Consider the following 16,209-nt stretch of genomic DNA (forward strand, 5'->3'; position numbering starts at 1 on the left):
GCCCGGAGTCACGGGCCGCGTCGACGGCCCGCTCCAGCCGGGTCTTGCCGGCGTCGGTGAGGTCGTTGCCCTTGACCTTGTAGGTGACGGTCGCGTACGCCGTCGTACCGTCCTTGCTGACCGCCTTCGCCCGGAACGGGTCGACGGCGGTCGCCACCTGCGGGCCGTGGGCCAGTTCGGTGACCGCCTTCTCGACGGCCCGCCTGTTCTCGGCGGAGGTCACCTTCTCACCGCTCGGCGCGACGAAGACGACGCGGGCGGTCGCACCGTCGGCCCTGGCCCCGGGGAAGCGCTGCTCCAGCAGGTCGAACGCCTTCTGGGATTCGATCCCGGGCATGGAGAACCCTTCGTCGGCGGCCCCCGGGGCCCTGAGGGCGCCGAGTCCGACGGCGGCCAGGACGGCCGCCCAGACAAGGGCGACGTACCAGCGCCGCCGGAAGGCCAGACGGCCCACTCGATACAGGAAGGTAGCCACGGCAGGAGGTCTCCACATCTGGTGCCGACTGTCCGCCAAGGCTCTCCGGGACGGTGCCGTCCTGTCGTCGTGCGCCTGCCGACACTTCCCGCTACTGAGAACGCAGTAGGAACCGGCCCACAGGTCCACCGCGGGTACGAGCCCAGCCCGGCGCGGGCTGTCACAGCGGTACGACCGGACGCTCGTCACTCCGCCGACGGCACCGGCCGCACCCCGTCGTGGCGGAACGGATCACCGCCGCCGGCGGTGGGGACCGTCCGCGGTCACGGTGGCCTCCCGCTCCCGTGCGGGCGGGCACGCGGCCGGCCGCGGCGCTTCGGCCCGGTGCCGGAACCCGGACCAGGCGAGGCCCCCGGCGACGGCCGTGCAGACCGCGGCGATCCCGACGGCCAGTTGGTAGCCGTGCAGGAAGGAATCGACGGCGGCGGCGATCGACTTCGCCGCCTTCAGGGTGCGAGAGGGCAGCCCGCCCGGCTTCCGCACGCGCCCTCGCGGCATCCTCAGGAGACGCCCGCGAGGCCCTCGCCCCGCTGCAGGCGGGCCGTCGGCGAGGCACCGACCGCGATCAGCACCACGTGGGAGCCGTCGGCCGCACGGCCACGAACGGAACCCCTAGTCGACGTCCACCGGACCGTCGTTCGACTTCCGCTCCTTGCCCGCGCGCAACTGGAGCAGGCCGTTGTCCTTGTACTCCGATCGGCGGTCTTGCTCCGGTCGGCGGTCGTCGGAGTCCTGGCCGCTCAGGTTCTGCCGGACCGAGTCGAGGATCGTCAGGCCCTGGGACACCAGGCCGGCGGCGATCTCGCCGAGGCCGTCCGCGCCGTTCAGTACGTTGACGTTGGCGCCGGCCAGGCCGCCCGCGGCCTCCTTGACGATCTGCGGGAGCTGGTCGATCAGCATCCGGTCGAGCGCGACCCGGTCGTAGGAGGCCGCGGCCTCCGCCTGGATCTTCATGCGCTGCGCCTCGGCGGCGGCGAGGATCCTGACCCGCTCGGCCTCCGCCTCGGCCGGCTTGACCACCTCGGCCACCAGCTGCTGCTGGCGCAGCTTGGCCTGGCGCTGGGCCAGCTCGGTCTGGGCGGCGAGCACCTCCTGCTGGGCGTGCGCCTGCGCCAGCGGCCCGGCCTGCGCGGCCTGCGCCTGGGCGCGGTCCACCTCGGCCGAGTACTCGGCCTTGACGATGGCGGTCTGCCGGGCGTACTCGGCCTGGTTGCGGGCCGCCACCTGCTCCGCCTCGACCGAGGCCTGGGTGGCCTGCGCCTGGGCGATCTGCGCCTGCCGCTGGATGGCCGCCTTGTGCGGCGCGGACATCGCGTCGATGTAGCCGGTGTCGCCGTCGTCGATCGACTGGATCTGCAGCGAGTCCACGATCAGGCCGATCTTCGCCATCTCCGTCTTCGAGGTGTCCAGGACCTCGGCGGCGAGCTTCTGCCGCTCGGTGACGATCTCCTCGACGGTCATCGAGCCGATGATGGCCCGCAGGTGACCGGCGAAGATCCGGCCGGTGAGCACCGACATCTGCTCCTGGTCGGAGAGGAACCGCTGGCCCGCGTTGATGATGCTCTCGTGGTCGTTGCCGACCTTGAAGGCGATGACCGCGCGGACGTGCAGCGCGATGCCCTGCCTGGTCACACAGGTCTCGGTGACCTCGGACTCGCACATCGACAGGGTGAGGAACCGGACCTTCCGGAAGACCGGCAGCACGAACTTCCCGTGCCCCGTCACCACCCGGAACGGTGCGCCCCCCAGTCCCCGCCGGCCACCCGAGATCAACATCGCCTCGTCGGGGGCGGGTACGCGGTATCCGAACATGCTTGTACTCCTCAACCGGCGCCGGCGGTGTCGTCGCCGAGCGCGTCCAATGGATCCACCCACTCGATGACACCGACCTCGCGGCATCCCCGTGATTCGATCACCAGTACCGTCGCCCCCGTGGGCAGGGGATCCTCCGACCAGGCGAGGAAGGTCTCCGAGCCGCCTCTGACCTTGACCAGGATCTCTCCGGGGCCCGCGGATCCGCGGGTTCCGATGAGCACCTTCCCCGTGCAGCCGATCACGGCCTCGTCCTGCGGCATCACCGGCCGTCCTCCTCGTTCTGGCCCCGGCATTGACGACGATAGACCCAGCGGGGCCGGGGACCAACGGGAGGGATTCCCGGCCCGTGCGCGCGGGCCGGCGCCCGGGGGGCGGGAGGTGCGGCCGTGGGTGCGGCCGGTGCGGCTGTGGGGGCGGCCGGGACGGTGTGCGCAGGGGGAGGGTGACCGCGGCGGTGAGGGTTCCAGGCCGTCAGGGGCGGGCCGTCAGGTGCGGGAGGCCTTCCCGTCGGCCGCCGGCAGGCCCACCAGGAGCAGGGTGACGTCGTCGTCGTGGGCGGCGGTGTCCGGGATGAGGGTGCCGATGAGCCGGGACGCGGCCTGGTCGAGGATCCGCGGGTCCGCGGGGGCGCCCTTCAGCGTGACCTCGAGGGTGTGGGCGAGGAGGTCGATCTGGACGTCGATGTCGGTGCCCGGCCTCTCGACCAGTCCGTCCGTGCACAGTGCCAGGGTGCTGCCGGGCGGCAGCGGCTGGGTGGTCTCCCGGAACGGCTCCGCGCCGCCGCCGACGTCGTTCACGCCGAGCGGCACACCGACCGGTGCCGGCAGACGGTGCGCAGGACCGTCCGGGGGCAGGGCGATGACCGGCAGATGTCCGGCCGAACATACGGTGAGCTCGTCGGCCTCCTGGTCTATCACCAGGTAGACGCAGGTGACGAGCTGGTCCGGCAGGTCGCCGACGAACGCGTCCAGCCCGGTCATGAGACGGCTGGGCGATATGCCGGTGCGGGCCAGCGCGTGGGACGCGGCGCGCAGCTGGCCCATGACGGCCGCGGCGTCCAGGCCGCGGCCCATCACGTCACCGATGACTATGCCCGTACGGTCCCGGTCCAGGGGGATGATGTCGAACCAGTCGCCGCCGACCCCGGGGCCCTGGACGGACGCCAGGTAGCGGTGGGCGCTGGGCAGGTGGGGCAGCCGGGGCGGTTCGCCCATGAGGCTGTGCTGCAGGGTGTAGGCGATGCGCCGTTGCTGCTCGTAGCGTTCGGCGCGTTCGGCCTCGGCCTGTCTGCGTTCGCTGATGTCCCGGACGGTCAGGAACACCAGCGTCTCCTGTTCGGCCTGGAGGGTGCTGACGCTCACCTCCACGGGGAACTCACGGCCGTCGCTGTGCAGCCCGTACAGGTCCCTGTCCAGGACCATCGGCTTCGCGTCGGGCAGCCGGAGGTATGCGTCGAGGAGCGCGCCGTGTCTCCGGCGCCGCGGTCCGGGCACCAGGTCGACGACCTCGGTGCCGACGAGGTCGGCCGACCCGCGGCCGAACAGCCGTTCCACCTGCGCGTTGGCCATGAGGATGGTGCCGTCGCCGTCCGTGATCAGAATGGCGTCGGGTGCGGATTCCAGCAGTGCGAGGAAGCGCCGGTGGGCCCGCTGGACCTCGCGCTGGGCGGCGACCCGTTCGGTGATGTCGGTGACCACGCCGGCCACGGCGTACGGTCTGCCGGACGGGTCGTTGAGCGGGAACAGGGAGGTGAGGACGTCCTTGGCACCTCCCGGCAGGGCGAGCACCTCTTCCCGCTGCACGGGGGTGCCCCGGGCCAGCACGTCGACGTCGGCGGCCCGCATGTGCCGCGCGAGGCCGGGTGGCAGGACGTCCCGGTCCCTCAGGCCCAGTGCCTTCTCGCGGGACAGGCCCGTCTCCTGCTCGAACCTCGTGTTGACCGCCAGGAAGCGGCCGTCCAGGTCCTTGACGACCACCACCGCGGGCGTGTGGTCCATGAACGCCTGCAGCAGTTCGTTCTGCCGCACCTGCCGTTCGGCCCGGGCGTGCGCCACCTCGATACGGCGGCCGACGCTCAGGGCGGCGAAGATGACCGCGGCGAACACGGTCACATGGCCGCACACCAGCAACGCGACGCCCAGCCGCGTCCCGTACAGTCCCGCGTCCTCGCCGGCCAGGACGGCCCAGCCCAGCAGCGGCGGCACGACGAGGATGGTGCCGAGCAGCCGGCGTCCCAGCGCGCCCGTGGTGCCCGCGTTCATCAGCAGCCCCGCGAGGCCTTCGTCCGCACGGGCCAGGAAGACGGCGATGCCCGTCAGCACCAGGGCGAGCGCGGTGTGCAGGGCCATCCCCGTGTAGTCGCCGAACCGTTCCAGCTGGGGCACGCCGTAGGCGAACCCGTAGAGCCGGAGCATGCCCAGGGTGAGGACGGCGAGGCCGGGGACCTGGCTCGTCCAGGCGGGCAGTCGCCGCGTGCCGGCGCACAGTGCCGCCACGCCCCCGAGCACCAGCGCCACGGCCGTGGTCGGTGCCATCCGGCCGGGCGTCCCGGTCGCCACCCCGGCGGTGTCGTCCCTGAAGAGAAGCTGATCGATGCCCAGGCCCGCCCCGGTCAGGTACTCCACGAGGGTGAGCGCGCCGATCAGGCCGGCCAGGACCGCGGCCGTACGGGCCACGGCGGCCGTCCACGGCGTCACGGGTCTGCGTGCCACCAGGAGGGCGGAGAGACCCAGCGCGAGCAGGGCCACGGCCGTGTTCGGCTTCATGGACGCGTCGGTACCGGGCAGCACGCTCTTGAGGACGCCGATGCCGAAGATCCAGCCGGACAGGCCCACCGCGCCGATCAGGGCGGCCACCAGGGACACGACGAGGGCCACGGCGCGGGCTGCGGCCAGGGCGGGCTCGTGGAACGACAGGACCGCGGCCTGCTCTGCTCCAGGCGTGTCAGGCAGCTCGGGCTCCCGTTGCTCTCGTCTCACCGACCTACACCTCTGACCGAATTCCCCCAATTATTACCATCCGACTCGAAGGTCGCGAAAGGTGCGGATCTGCCACTCGTCCCTGGCCACCGCGGCAACCGCGGCAACCGCGGCGCGGATCACCCGGCCGCCCTCCGGCCGACCATGACGCATCAGCGGCACTTGTGCGCGTGGCACTTGAGGCGGGGTGGCCGGTTGCTCGGGGCGGGGGCGGTGGTGGGAGACGCCTTCCTGCCGGGCTTGGTGGCCCGCTCGGTCGGGGCCCGGGTCGGGGTCGGGTGCGGGGCGGGTGTGGGGGTGGGGGCGCCGGGCTCGTCGGCGCCGTGACCGAGGGGTGCCGGCGCGGTGAAGCCGGTGTCGGGCAGACCGGTCAGGGCGTCGCGCATGTACCGGGTCCAGATGTCGGTGGGGATGTCGCCGCCGAACACCTTCCGCAGACCGCCGACGCCCACCAGGGACTGCAGCTGGGGGTGGGCCGGGTCCTCCCGGAAGAGCACCACGGACGTGGCGAGTTGTCGGGTGTAGCCGACGAACCAGGCCGACCGGTAGTCGTCGGTGGTTCCGGTCTTGCCCGCGGCCGTCCGTCCGAGGGCCCGGGCCTTGGTGCCGGTGCCCCGGGCGATGACGCCCCGGAGCACGTCGGTCACGGTGTCGGCGACCGGCGCCGGCAGCGCGCGCACGGGGGCGGGGGCGGTGAAGCCGGGCAGTACGGAGCCGTCGTGGGTCACCTTGGTCACCGAGTACGGGGTGGCCTGCATGCCGGACGCGGCGAAGGTCGCGTAGGCGCCCGCCATCCGGACGGCGCTCGGGGTGGAGGTGCCGATGTAGAAGCCGGCGCTGGGGGCGGCGAGGCTGGCCGGGCGCAGGCCGACGGCTTTCGCCGTGTCCGCGACGTCCTGGTAGCCGACGTCCTCTCCCAGCTGGACGTACGGCGTGTTGACCGACTCCTCCATCGCCTTGCGCAGGGAGATGTAGCCCCAGCGCCGCGTGGTGTCGTTGTGCTGGTGGAGGAGGCCGGTGGGGTCCTTGTCGTCGGTGACGTAGTCGCCCTGCCGGTCCTTGATCCTGATGCCGTCGTCGCCGTCGAACCTGCTGGCCGGGGTGATGGGCTCCGGCGGCTGCCCGGGTCGCAGTACGGCTCCGTGCCGGAGCGCGGCGGCGAGGACGACGGGTTTGAAGGTGGAGCCCACCGGGACGCCGGAGGTGTCGGCGTTGTCCGAGTAGTGGCCGCGGTCGAAGCCGGGGCCGCCGTAGACGGCGAGGATCCTGCCGGTCGAGGGTTCCACCGAAGCGGCTCCCACCTGGACGTTCCGGTCGGCCGACCGGTGCGCCGGGTCGAGGCGTTCCTGACGCACCCTCGCGACGGCCCTGGCGAGTTCCGCCGTCTTCTTCCGGTCGAAGGTGGTGTGGATCTGGTAGCCGCCCCGGCTCAGGCTGCCGTCGGTGACGGCCGGGTCGTGCGCCTGGACGTACGACCTGGCCAGCTGGACGAGGTAGCCGGTCTGGCCCGTGAGCCCGGAACCCGCGGTCCACTTCCTGGGTGCGGGGAAGCCGGCGGCCGCGTACCGGGCCCGCTGCCCGGGCGTGAGGTGGCCGGTCTTCACCATCCGGTCGAGCACCCAGGACCAGCGTGCCCTCGCCTGCGCCCTGGCCGTGGGGTCGGAGTCCGCGCGCTGGAAGAGGCTCGGCTCGTTGACCGCCGCGGCGAGGAAGGCTCCCCGGCTCACGTCGAGCCGCTGCACGGGAAGCCCGTAGTACGCGCGGGCCGCGGCCTGGACGCCATTGGCCTGGCGGCCGAAGAAGCAGGTGTTGAGGTAGCCCTGGAGGATCTGGTCCTTGGTCATACGGGCGCCGATCTTGGTGGAGATCAGCAGTTCCCGGAACTTGCGGGAGAGCGTCTGCGACTGGTCCAGGTAGGTGTTCTTGACGAACTGCTGGGTGATCGTCGATCCGGACTGGACGGAGCCGCCCTCGGCCATGCGGACGACGGCGCGGGCGATCCCCCGCGGGTCGATGCCCGGGTCGGTGTAGAAGGAGGAGTTCTCCGCGGCGATGAAGTCCCAGCGCACGTCGGCGGGCACCTGCGAGAGCGTGACGTTCTGCCGGTCCACCCTGCCGTCGGTGGCCAGCACCGTGCCGTCCGACCAGTAGTAGACGTTGTTCTGCAGCAGCGTCGTGGGGTTGGGGTCGGGGACGGTGACCGTGGCGTAGGCATAGCCGACGGCCGCCGCCGTACCGCCGAGGAGCAGCAGGAGGAGCGCCAGCAGCTGGCGCACCGACGGCAGCCAGCGGCGCGGACCGGTCCTGCCCCGGCGCGGGTAGTCGATCAGGCGCTTCCCCTGCGGCGCCCTGTTCCGGGAGCGGTGGCCACGGGCGCGCGTGCCTCCGTCGGGCCGTTGTGGCGGTCGGCGCCGGTGTCCGCTCATGGACTGCGCTCACCGTCCTCTCTGTACCTGCGGTGTCACATGCGGTCCGGGCTGCCGGGAACCGGGGTGGGCTTGCCCGCGTTCTGCTGCCGGATCACCCGGACCGGCAGGTGCAGCGACTCCACCAGGTCGGCGGTGCCGTCGGTCGAACCGTCGTCCACCAGGACGATCTCCACCGGATGGTCCGAGGCGAGCAGGGAGCGTACGGCCGCCTCGATCCCGGCGCTCTCGTTGTACGCGGGGACGATGACGCTGACCGGCTCGGTCACCGGCGGCCCCCACGACCGGCCGTGCCGGCCCCTGCGCAGGCGCCGGTGCCGGCGGGCCGCCACCACGACGACCAGGGCACGCAGCACGCAGAGCGCTCCCGCCGCGAACATCAGCACGCCGAGCAGCCACACGACCCGGTCGCCGCCCCGCAGGACCTCGATGAGGGCCAGCCCCTGCAGGCGGTCACCGGGCCCGGCGGGCCGGCCGTGAGCACCAGCAGCGGCGGCTTGTGCGGGTCGGGGCGCGGCACCGGCCGGCCGCCGAGCACGACCTGGGCCGGAGGGCGGCCTTCGGTGCGCCGCGGGGGAGGCCCGGCGTAGATGCGCTCCTGATCCAGGCAGCGCCTGTCCAGGGCCTCCTCCCGGTGCCGGGCGACCCGTCGGCGCACGGCCTCCGAGTCGTCGTCGAACAGTCGTTCAAGCCAGGTCGCGCTGTTGCGCAGCGCCGGGGGCGGCACCGATCGCAGACGCAGGTACGCATTCATGCTCCAAGGAGCGCGCGGGAACGCCGAAGCATTACGGGGCCCGGCGGACCCCGGTCCGGGAAGTGGGGCGGCCGGACCCCGCGTGGGCGGGATCCGGCCGCCCCGTCCCTCTCCGTACCGCTCCCGGGGGGAGTCAGGAACGGCACGGCGAGAGAACCGGGGGTGGTGCATGAGCGGCACTCATGCAGCGCACGGCCGGCGCGAAACGTCACCCGGCCCGGCCGGTGCCGGCAGCGCACCGCGTGAAGGCCGAGGGGTGCGTTGTGACATTTCCGTGCGTGCGGACGCTGGTCGGCATGGGGCCGTCGACGCGACCGGAGCGCGGCGGACTACAGGGAACGCTGTGAAAACCGGTGCGAACGAGGACAGTCTTGGGCCAGGTACGGCAACCCCGTCGTGTACAGGCGTACGACGGGGAACTGGGCGCCGCGGTGGCGCGGGCCCAGGACGGTGACGAGGCAGCGTTCGCGGTCGCCTACCGGATCGTGCAGCCGGGCCTGCTCGGCTACCTGCACGGGCTCGTCGGCGACGACGCGGAGGACGTGGCGTCCGACGCCTGGCTGGAGATAGCCCGTGACCTGGGGCGTTTCAAGGGGGACGGGGCCGGTTTCCGCGGCTGGACGGCGACCATCGCCCGGCACCGGGCCCTGGACCACCTGCGCCGCCAGCGGGTACGGCCCCGGGCGGGCGGGAGCGAGCAGGACGTACTGGACCTGCCCGGCCCGCACAACACACACGAACAGGCCCTGGAGTCCCTCTCCACCGAAAGGGCCCTGGAGCTGGTCCGCGGTCTGCCGCGGGACCAGGCCGAGGCGGTACTGCTGCGGGTCGTCGTCGGGCTGGACGGTCCCGCCGCCGCGCGCGTCCTGGGCAAGCGCCCCGGAGCGGTGCGCACGGCCGCGCACCGGGGGCTGAAAGGCCTCGCCCGCCAACTCGGTATCGGAGGCGGCACGGGCGAGGGTGTGACGGATGGGGCTTCCCGGACGCTGGGGGAGTCGAAGTGAACGACCGGTCGGACAGGAACGGAAGCGGACATGGGTGAACGGCAGAGCGGCGGCGGAGTTCCGGGCCGTCGGCGTGCGCACCACCCTGACGGCGCCGTCTCCGGACCGTGGGACGCGCAGGACACCGCGGCGCTGGAGACGGTGCTGGCCACCGCCCTGCGCGGCGGCGATCCCGACCCGGTGGCCGAGCAGCGCGCCATGGCCGCCTTCCGGTCCGCCCACGGCACGGGCGAGCACCGGGCGCGCACCCGGCGCCGGGACGACTGGCGGGCACCCGCGGAGCGGCGTGCGGGACGCCGCGTGCGGATGACGCTCGGCATGGTCTTCGCCGGCCTCACGCTGAGCGGTGTCGCCGTCGCGGCCATCGGTTCGGCCGGCTCGTCCACGGACGGTGCCGGGACCGGCCGGCAGACCGCGCACCCGTCGGCCCCCGCCCCGGGCGGGCCGGACGGTACCGCTCCGTCGGCGTCGCCCGGCGGCCCTCGGCCGACGGACGGCCCGGCCCGCGCCCGGGACACCGAGGCGCACTGCCGCGCCTACGAGCAGGTCGAGGACCGCGGCAAGGCACTCGAGGCGAAGGCCTGGCAACGGCTCGTGGCGGACGCAGGCGGCAAGGAAAAGGTCGCCGCCTACTGTTCCCGGCAGCTGGCGCGGGCGACGGCCACGGCGCGCCGGCCGGCCGACGCGGGCGGATCCGGTGGGAACACGGCGAACGCCGGCAACGGCACGGGGGGCGGCGGCACGGGCGCTCCCCACAGGAGCACCACCGGCAAGGGCACGTCCGGCAACGGCACGTCCGGCAACGGCACGTCCGGCAAGGCCTCCGGCGGCACGGACAGCTCGGGCACGGACAGCTCGGGCGGGGACAGCTCGGGCGGGGACAGCCGGGCGAACGGCGGCCAGGGCAGCGGCAAGCACAAGTAGCCCGGGCGCGGCAGGCGCGCCCTCACGGGGCGGGCCGGGGCGCGGGGGCGCGCAGGCTCACCGCCTCGGTGAGCACCTCGGGCAGGCCCAGCAGGCGCAGCGCGTCCGGCAGGGCCGTCCCGGGCACCGCCGCCGCGGCGGACTCGGCGGCTTCCCGGTAACGGGCCAGGGCCGCGGTGTGGTCGCCGCGCGCCTCGGCGATCCGGCCGAGCCCGGCCAGCGTACGGACCCGGTTGCCGAGGCCCTTCACCCAGTGCGGGGCGAGCTCTTCCAGGGCCCGCGTGTACAGGTCCTCCGCCGTGGCCGGGTCCCGTTCCAGCAAGGCGAGATCGGCGAGACCGCGCCGGGCGGCCGCCAGGGCGGGCGGGCTGCCCGCGCGGCGGGCGAGGTCGGCGGCCCGGGTGTAGTCGGCGCGCGCCGCCGCCGGGTCGGCGTGCACACGGTGGTCGCCCCGGTTGACCAGCAGGTCGGCGCAGTCCTCCAGGGCGCCCAGCTGCTCGGCGAGGCCGAGCGCCTCGTCCGTGAGGGCGACCGCCCGGTCACGGTCGCCGCGCCCGGCCGCCAGACCGGCCAGCGCGTCCAGCGCCAGCGCTGCCCCCCATCGGTCACCCAGCGCGCGGAACTCCTCGACGGCCGTGCGAAACGCCACTTCGGCGTCCGCCGTGTCGCCCTCGCCGAGGGGACCGAAGGCGGACACGTACCGCGCGGCCGCCCTGACCCACGGGTCGGACCGCTCCCGCTGGGCCGAGACCAGGGTGAACGCGCCGGGCGCGTCGCCGTCGCCCGCGTTGTGCATCATCCACAGCAGCAGCCCGGCCGGATAGCGGCCCGGCCGGGCGGCCGACCACACCTCGGTCAGGGCCTTTCCGGCCGGCGCCCGGTGCCTGTGCCACACCGCCCGTCCGGTCGGACCGGACGCGGCGAGCAGCACGCAGATCGCGTACTCCTCGCCGAGCCCGGCCGGCGGGGTGTGCCCGACCACCTCGAGCAGTGCGGCGGCCTGCGGCGCCGCCACGCCGGACGCACCGCGGATCCACAGGTACGACGAGGCCGAGGCGAGCAGTTCCAGAGCCGCACCGCCCCCGTCCGCACCGTCCACATCCCCACCGTCCCGCGCCGCACCGCCCCCGTCCGCACCGTCCACATCCGCACCGCCCCGAGCCCCACCGCCCCGAGCCCCACCGCCCCGAGCCCCACCATCCCGCACCGCACCGTCCCGCGCCGCCGCGACCGCCCAGCGCACCGCCGCCAGCAGATCGGGCTGCTCCGCCGCGAGCGCCTCCAGCCACTCCAGTTGCTCGGCGCGCCGCAGCCACGGGTCGGCGGCGCGCATCCGCTCCAGCAGTGTCGCGGCGTGGGCCCGCCGCACCGCGTCCGTCTCCCCCGCGGCGTCCAGCCGTTCGGCACCGTAGGCACGGATCGTCGCCAGCATGCGGTACCGGCCGCCGGCCCGGTCCAGCAGGGACTTGTCGGCCAGCGACTCCAGCGTGTCCTCGTCGGTGCCGCAGACCCGGCACGCGGACTCGGGGCTCGCCCCGGCCGCGAACACGGAGAAGCGCCGCGCGGCCCGTCGCTCCGGCTCCGTCAGCAGGTCCCAGCTCCACTCGACGACCGAGCGCAGCGTCCGGTGCCGTTCGTCCGCGGTGCGGCTGCCCCGCGCGGACACGGACAGCCGGTCGTCAAGGCGCTCGGCCAGTTCCTCGGCGCTCAGGGTGCGCAGCCGGGCCGCCGCGAGTTCGATGGCGAGGGGCAGGTCGTCGAGGGCCGCGCAGATCCGCCGGACGGTGTCCGGAGCGGGGACGAACGCGCGGCGCACGGCGCGGGCCCGGTCGGTGAACAGTTCGGCGGCCGCCGTCTCGTCGAGCGGCCGTACGGGGTGCAGGTGCTCGCCGATGACGCCCAGCGGCTCCCGGCTCGTCGCCAGCACCCGCAGGCGCGGGCACGTCGTCAGCAGGCGGGCCGCCAGTACGGCGGTCTCCTCGACCAGGTGCTCGCAGTTGTCCAGGACGAGCAGGAGCATCCGGCCCGACAGCGCCGAGACCAGCCGGTCCAGCGGGTCCCGTACCCCGGCCGCCATGTGCAGCCCGTTCTCGCGCAGTCCGAGGGCACCGAGCACGGCCTGCGGCAGTACGGCGGGGTCCCGCAGCCCGCCGAGTTCGACGAAGCACACCTCGTCGGACTCCGCCCGGGCGACCTCCGCGGACAGCCGGGTCTTGCCGACGCCCCCCGGCCCGGTCAGCGTCACCAGGCGGGCGGTGCGCAGGAGTTCGCCCACCTCGGCCACCTCCGCGGAGCGGCCGACGAAGGACGTCAGGGGAGCCGGTGGGCCGGTGAGCGAGGGCGACGCGTCGGTGTTCAGCAACTCACTGTGCAAGCCGGTCAGTTCGATGGAGGGGTCGGCTCCCAGTTCGTCGGCGAGGTGCCGTCGTACCCGATCGAACACCACCAGCGCCTCGGCCTGTCCCCCGTCGGCGGCCAACGCCCGCATCAACAGCCCCGCGAGGCGTTCCCGCAGCGGATGGCGGTCGACGAGCTCGCGTAACTCCGGTACGACCGTGCGGTGTTCGCCGAGCCGCAGCTCCCCCTCGATCCGGTCCTCCAGCACGGTCAGCCGCAGCTCCTCCAGCCGTACGGCGGCGGCGCGGACCGTATCGCCGTCGGCGGCGTCGGCGAGCGCCTGGCCCCGCCACAGCCCCAGTGCCGTACGCAGCAGGGTGACCGCGCGCTGCGCGTCCCCCTCCCCCAGCGCCGCCCGCCCCTCCCGCGCCAGGCGTTCGAACCGGCCGGCGTCGACGTCGTCCGCGTCGACGACGACGCGGTAGCCGGCCCCGGCCCGTTCGATCAGCTCCGCCCGCCCCAGCGCCGAGCGCAGCCGGGACACCTGCGACTGCAGCGCGTGCGCGGACGGGATCCCCTGCGTCCCGCCGCCCCCGGCCGCCGCGACGCCCTCGGCGAGCCGGTCGCCCGCGACGACCTCACCGGGCCTGGCGAGCAGCAGGGTGAGCAGCGCCCGCCGCGCCGGCCCGCCCAGTGGCACCTCCACCCCGTCGTCGCCCCACACCCGCGTCCCGCCGAGGATTCCGAAGCGCATGCGCGCGATTATCCACCCGGGCGCCGACGCTGCGGGGCTGTCGCCCGGTCACACCGCCAGGCACGACACCGTCCGGGCCGGCTCGGTCACCCCGTGCCTCACGCGATGGGCCCCAGATACGTGCCGCCCGACACGTCGATGGTCTGGCCGGTGATCCAGCGTCCCTGCGGGCCCGCCAGGAAGCCGACGACGTCGGCCACGTCCTCGACCTCGCCGAGGCGGCCTAGCGCGGTGATCGCCTCGATGCCGGCGACGACTTCGGGGATGGAGGTGTAGCCGGCGGTCAGGTCGGTGCGTACGGCGCCCGGCGCCACCGTGTTGACCGTGATCCCGCGCCGGCCCAGCTCGTTGGCCAGTGACGGGGCGAGTGATTCCAGTGCCGCCTTGGTGACGGTGTAGCCGATCTGGGTGGAGACGGCGAACCGGCTGGCCGTCGAGCCGATGTTGATGACGCGGCCGCTGTCGTTGAGCAGCGGCAGGGCGCGCTGGATGACGAAGAACGGCGCGGTGACGTTGACCGCCAGCAGCCGGTTCCACTCCTCCTCGGTCACCTGCCCGATGGAGTGCGCGGAGGAGATGCCCGCGTTGTTGACCAGGACGTCCAGCCCGCGGCCGTCGAGCCCCGCGCCCAGCTGCTCGAACAGCCGGTCCACCGCGCCCTCCGCGCCGAACCGGGCCCGGACGGCGAACGCCCGCCCGCCGGCCTCCTCGATCCGCGCGACGGTCCCCTTGGCCGCCTCGTCGTCGCCGCCGTAGTGGACGGCGACCAGCGCGCCCTCGGCGGCCAGCCGCAGCGCCACCGCCCGGCCGATGCCCCGCGACGCACCCGTCACCAGTGCCGTCCTGCCCCTCAGTGCGGCCATCGTCAGCTCCTCGCTCGGTGGCCGGTCCTCCGTTCGGAACCGGCGATGACCCCACTCTCGGGACGACGGCTCACCGCACGCTCACCACCGGCTCACCGGGCGTCCGGGCCTACGACAGCGGCCCCCCGACCGATAGGGTGAAAGCGGTGTGCCGGGAAGTCTGGTCGGCAGGGAGTCGGAGCGGCTTCCTCTCAGCCCCAGGGGGACGGCATGCGGAGCGTCGGTACGGTACTCGCGCTGGTTGTTCTGGCCACCGTCGTGGCGACCTTCGCGCGCCGGTGGCGGATTCCCGCGCCGTCCCTGCTGGTGGTCGCCGGTCTCGCCGTGGCAATGCTGCCGGGCACCCCCCGGATCGAGATCAGTCCGCAGATCATCGGGCTGGTGGTGCTGCCGCCGCTGCTGTACGCGAGTGCGGAGGACATGCCCTGGCGGGAACTGCGCGCCGTGTGGAAACCGGTCGGGATCCTCGCCATCGGCCTGGTCCTGGCCTCCGCGGCGGCCGTCGGCGCGGTCGCCGCATGGGTGACCCCGCTGTCGTGGCAGATGGCGTTCGTCCTGGGCGCGGTGCTGGCCAGCACCGATCCGGTGGCGGTCACCGCGCTCGGCCGCAGGCTCGCGCTCCCGCCGCGCGTGCAGGTCCTCGTCCAGGCGGAGAGCCTCTTCAACGACGCGACGTCCCTGGTGCTGGTGCGGGTGGCGGCCGGGATCGCGGTCGCGTCCGCGGCGGCGAACTGGGGTGCGGCCGGTGGCCAGTTCCTGCTGCTCGCCGGTGGCGGCACGGTGATCGGCGCGGCCGTGGCCGGGGTGGTGGCCCTGATCCGGCGGCGCACCGAGGATCCGGTCCTGGAGACGGTGATCGCCCTGGTCACCCCGTACGCCGCCTATCTGCTCGCCGAGGTCGCGCACACGTCGGGGGTGACCTCGTGCGTGGTGGCCGGGGTCGTCCTGGGCGGCCGGGGCGACCGGCTCACCAACGCCCGGATCCGGCTCCAGCTGCACGCCGTCTACGGCACGGTGGTGTTCCTGCTGGAGAGCGTGGTCTTCTCCCTCATCGGGCTGGCGCTGCCCGACGAGGTGCGGGCGCTGGCGGACGGCAACCGGCCGTGGCCGCTGTACGCCCTCGCCGTCGCCGCCACGCTCGTCGCCGTACGTCTGCTGTGGCTCGCGCCGCTGTCGGCGGTCGTGCAGCGCCGGGGCGGGCTCAGCCGTATGAACTGGCGGGTGCCGATGGTGCTGACCTGGGCGGGCACCCGTGGGGTGATGCCGCTGGCCGCCGCCCTGTCCATCCCCGAGGTCGCGAGGAACGGCACCCCGCTCGCGGACCGCCCCCTCGTCCTCGTCCTGACCACCTCGGTCGTGGTGGTCACCCTGGTCGTCCAGGGCTTCACCCTCGCGCCGGTCGTCCGCCGCTCCGGCATCGCCCTGGAGCCCGCCCACACCGAACGCGAGGAGATCGAGGCCCGCGCCCACCTCGCCCACGCCGGACTCGCCCGGCTGGAGGAACTCGCCGAGCTGGAGGCCGTACCGGACGTCGTGCTCGACCGGCTGCGCCGCGGCCTGAACGCCCGCCTCGACGACGCCCGCGACCGCCTCGCCGAGGCCGACGGCGGCAGCGGCGCGGCAGCCGCTTCCGCCGACCTGGCCCACCGCCGGCTGCGCCGCGACCTGATCGCCGTGCAGACGACGGAACTCCAGCGCCTGTACGACGTGCACCGCATCAGCGAGACGACCCGGCGGCGGCTGCAGCGGTCGCTCGACCTCGAGGAAGCCCGGCTGACGGACGCCTGAGGACGCTCGCCCGAGGACGCCCGTCCGCGTCTTAACGGACCCTTGACGCGTTCGGCGGTCTCTCCCGTGGGCCCCCGCGTCACTCTCTGCT

At 74.2% G+C, this 16,209-nt stretch carries 12 protein-coding genes and 1 pseudogene; 3 read left to right on the forward strand and 10 right to left on the reverse strand.

Annotation, left to right across the window (positions count from 1 at the left end; all coding sequences use genetic code 11):
• The 8 genes and pseudogenes from ACWC21_RS30915 to ACWC21_RS30950 all read right to left on the reverse strand — a co-directional run.
• Window positions 1–475: MMPL family transporter (locus tag ACWC21_RS30915; RefSeq protein WP_450886563.1), on the reverse strand; the 475-nt coding region annotated here is incomplete at its 3' end.
• A 231-nt stretch (window positions 476–706) separates the two neighbouring features.
• Window positions 707–958 (reverse strand): hypothetical protein, encoded by a 252-nt coding sequence (locus tag ACWC21_RS30920; RefSeq protein ID WP_450886565.1) that lies wholly within the window; start codon window positions 956–958, stop codon window positions 707–709.
• Window positions 959–1,087: 129 nt separating this feature from the next.
• A complete protein-coding gene (locus tag ACWC21_RS30925) occupies window positions 1,088–2,287 on the reverse strand; it encodes an SPFH domain-containing protein (RefSeq protein WP_450886566.1) in 1,200 nt (399 codons plus the stop codon).
• Window positions 2,288–2,298: 11 nt separating this feature from the next.
• Complete coding sequence (locus tag ACWC21_RS30930) at window positions 2,299–2,550, reverse strand: hypothetical protein (protein ID WP_388792770.1); 252 nt, start codon at window positions 2,548–2,550, stop codon at window positions 2,299–2,301.
• Between the two features lie 225 nt (window positions 2,551–2,775).
• Window positions 2,776–5,268 (reverse strand): SpoIIE family protein phosphatase, encoded by a 2,493-nt coding sequence (locus tag ACWC21_RS30935; RefSeq protein ID WP_450886568.1) that lies wholly within the window; start codon window positions 5,266–5,268, stop codon window positions 2,776–2,778.
• A gap of 152 nt (window positions 5,269–5,420) precedes the next feature.
• On the reverse strand, window positions 5,421–7,694 hold the full coding sequence (locus ACWC21_RS30940; RefSeq protein ID WP_450886569.1) for a transglycosylase domain-containing protein: 2,274 nt from the start codon (window positions 7,692–7,694) through the stop codon (window positions 5,421–5,423).
• Window positions 7,695–7,762: 68 nt separating this feature from the next.
• Window positions 7,763–8,014 (reverse strand): annotated as a pseudogene (locus ACWC21_RS30945) (glycosyltransferase); the annotation flags it as partial.
• 59 nt (window positions 8,015–8,073) lie between these two features.
• Window positions 8,074–8,448 carry a hypothetical protein gene (locus ACWC21_RS30950; RefSeq protein ID WP_450886570.1) on the reverse strand — a complete coding sequence of 125 codons (375 nt, stop codon included), beginning with the start codon at window positions 8,446–8,448 and terminating at the stop codon, window positions 8,074–8,076.
• A 371-nt stretch (window positions 8,449–8,819) separates the two neighbouring features.
• Here ACWC21_RS30950 and ACWC21_RS30955 point away from each other — a divergent pair, with 371 nt between their 5' ends.
• Together ACWC21_RS30955 and ACWC21_RS30960 are read left to right on the forward strand one after the other, a co-directional pair.
• Window positions 8,820–9,452, forward strand: a complete 633-nt coding sequence (locus tag ACWC21_RS30955) for an RNA polymerase sigma factor (protein ID WP_450886571.1) — start codon at window positions 8,820–8,822, stop codon at window positions 9,450–9,452.
• 30 nt (window positions 9,453–9,482) lie between these two features.
• On the forward strand, window positions 9,483–10,376 hold the full coding sequence (locus ACWC21_RS30960) for a hypothetical protein (protein ID WP_450886573.1): 894 nt from the start codon (window positions 9,483–9,485) through the stop codon (window positions 10,374–10,376).
• Window positions 10,377–10,398: 22 nt separating this feature from the next.
• Here the strand turns inward: ACWC21_RS30960 and ACWC21_RS30965 are convergent, their stop codons facing one another.
• The gene (locus ACWC21_RS30965) at window positions 10,399–13,467 is read right to left on the reverse strand and encodes an ATP-binding protein (RefSeq protein ID WP_450886575.1); all 3,069 of its coding nucleotides are present in this window, start codon (window positions 13,465–13,467) and stop codon (window positions 10,399–10,401) included.
• A gap of 98 nt (window positions 13,468–13,565) precedes the next feature.
• Window positions 13,566–14,330 carry an SDR family NAD(P)-dependent oxidoreductase gene (locus ACWC21_RS30970; protein WP_450886576.1) on the reverse strand — a complete coding sequence of 255 codons (765 nt, stop codon included), beginning with the start codon at window positions 14,328–14,330 and terminating at the stop codon, window positions 13,566–13,568.
• Window positions 14,331–14,540: 210 nt separating this feature from the next.
• Here ACWC21_RS30970 and ACWC21_RS30975 point away from each other — a divergent pair, with 210 nt between their 5' ends.
• The gene (locus tag ACWC21_RS30975) at window positions 14,541–16,118 is read left to right on the forward strand and encodes a Na+/H+ antiporter (protein WP_450886578.1); all 1,578 of its coding nucleotides are present in this window, start codon (window positions 14,541–14,543) and stop codon (window positions 16,116–16,118) included.
• The last annotated feature ends 91 nt before the right edge of the window (window positions 16,119–16,209 follow it).

The sequence above is a fragment of the Streptomyces sp. NPDC001348 genome (assembly GCF_053597535.1).

Excerpts from the sequence above, each read along its gene's own strand:
- ACWC21_RS30960 (WP_450886573.1), top strand. The coding sequence starts at position 9,483 with ATGGGTGAACGGCAGAGCGGCGGCGGAGTTCCGGGCCGTCGGCGTGCG.
- ACWC21_RS30965 (WP_450886575.1), bottom strand. The coding sequence starts at position 13,467 with ATGCGCTTCGGAATCCTCGGCGGGACGCGGGTGTGGGGCGACGACGGG.
- ACWC21_RS30975 (WP_450886578.1), top strand. The coding sequence starts at position 14,541 with ATGCGGAGCGTCGGTACGGTACTCGCGCTGGTTGTTCTGGCCACCGTC.
- ACWC21_RS30925 (WP_450886566.1), bottom strand. The coding sequence starts at position 2,287 with ATGTTCGGATACCGCGTACCCGCCCCCGACGAGGCGATGTTGATCTCG.
- ACWC21_RS30940 (WP_450886569.1), bottom strand. The coding sequence starts at position 7,694 with ATGAGCGGACACCGGCGCCGACCGCCACAACGGCCCGACGGAGGCACG.
- ACWC21_RS30930 (WP_388792770.1), bottom strand. The coding sequence starts at position 2,550 with ATGCCGCAGGACGAGGCCGTGATCGGCTGCACGGGGAAGGTGCTCATC.
- ACWC21_RS30950 (WP_450886570.1), bottom strand. The coding sequence starts at position 8,448 with ATGAATGCGTACCTGCGTCTGCGATCGGTGCCGCCCCCGGCGCTGCGC.
- ACWC21_RS30970 (WP_450886576.1), bottom strand. The coding sequence starts at position 14,330 with ATGGCCGCACTGAGGGGCAGGACGGCACTGGTGACGGGTGCGTCGCGG.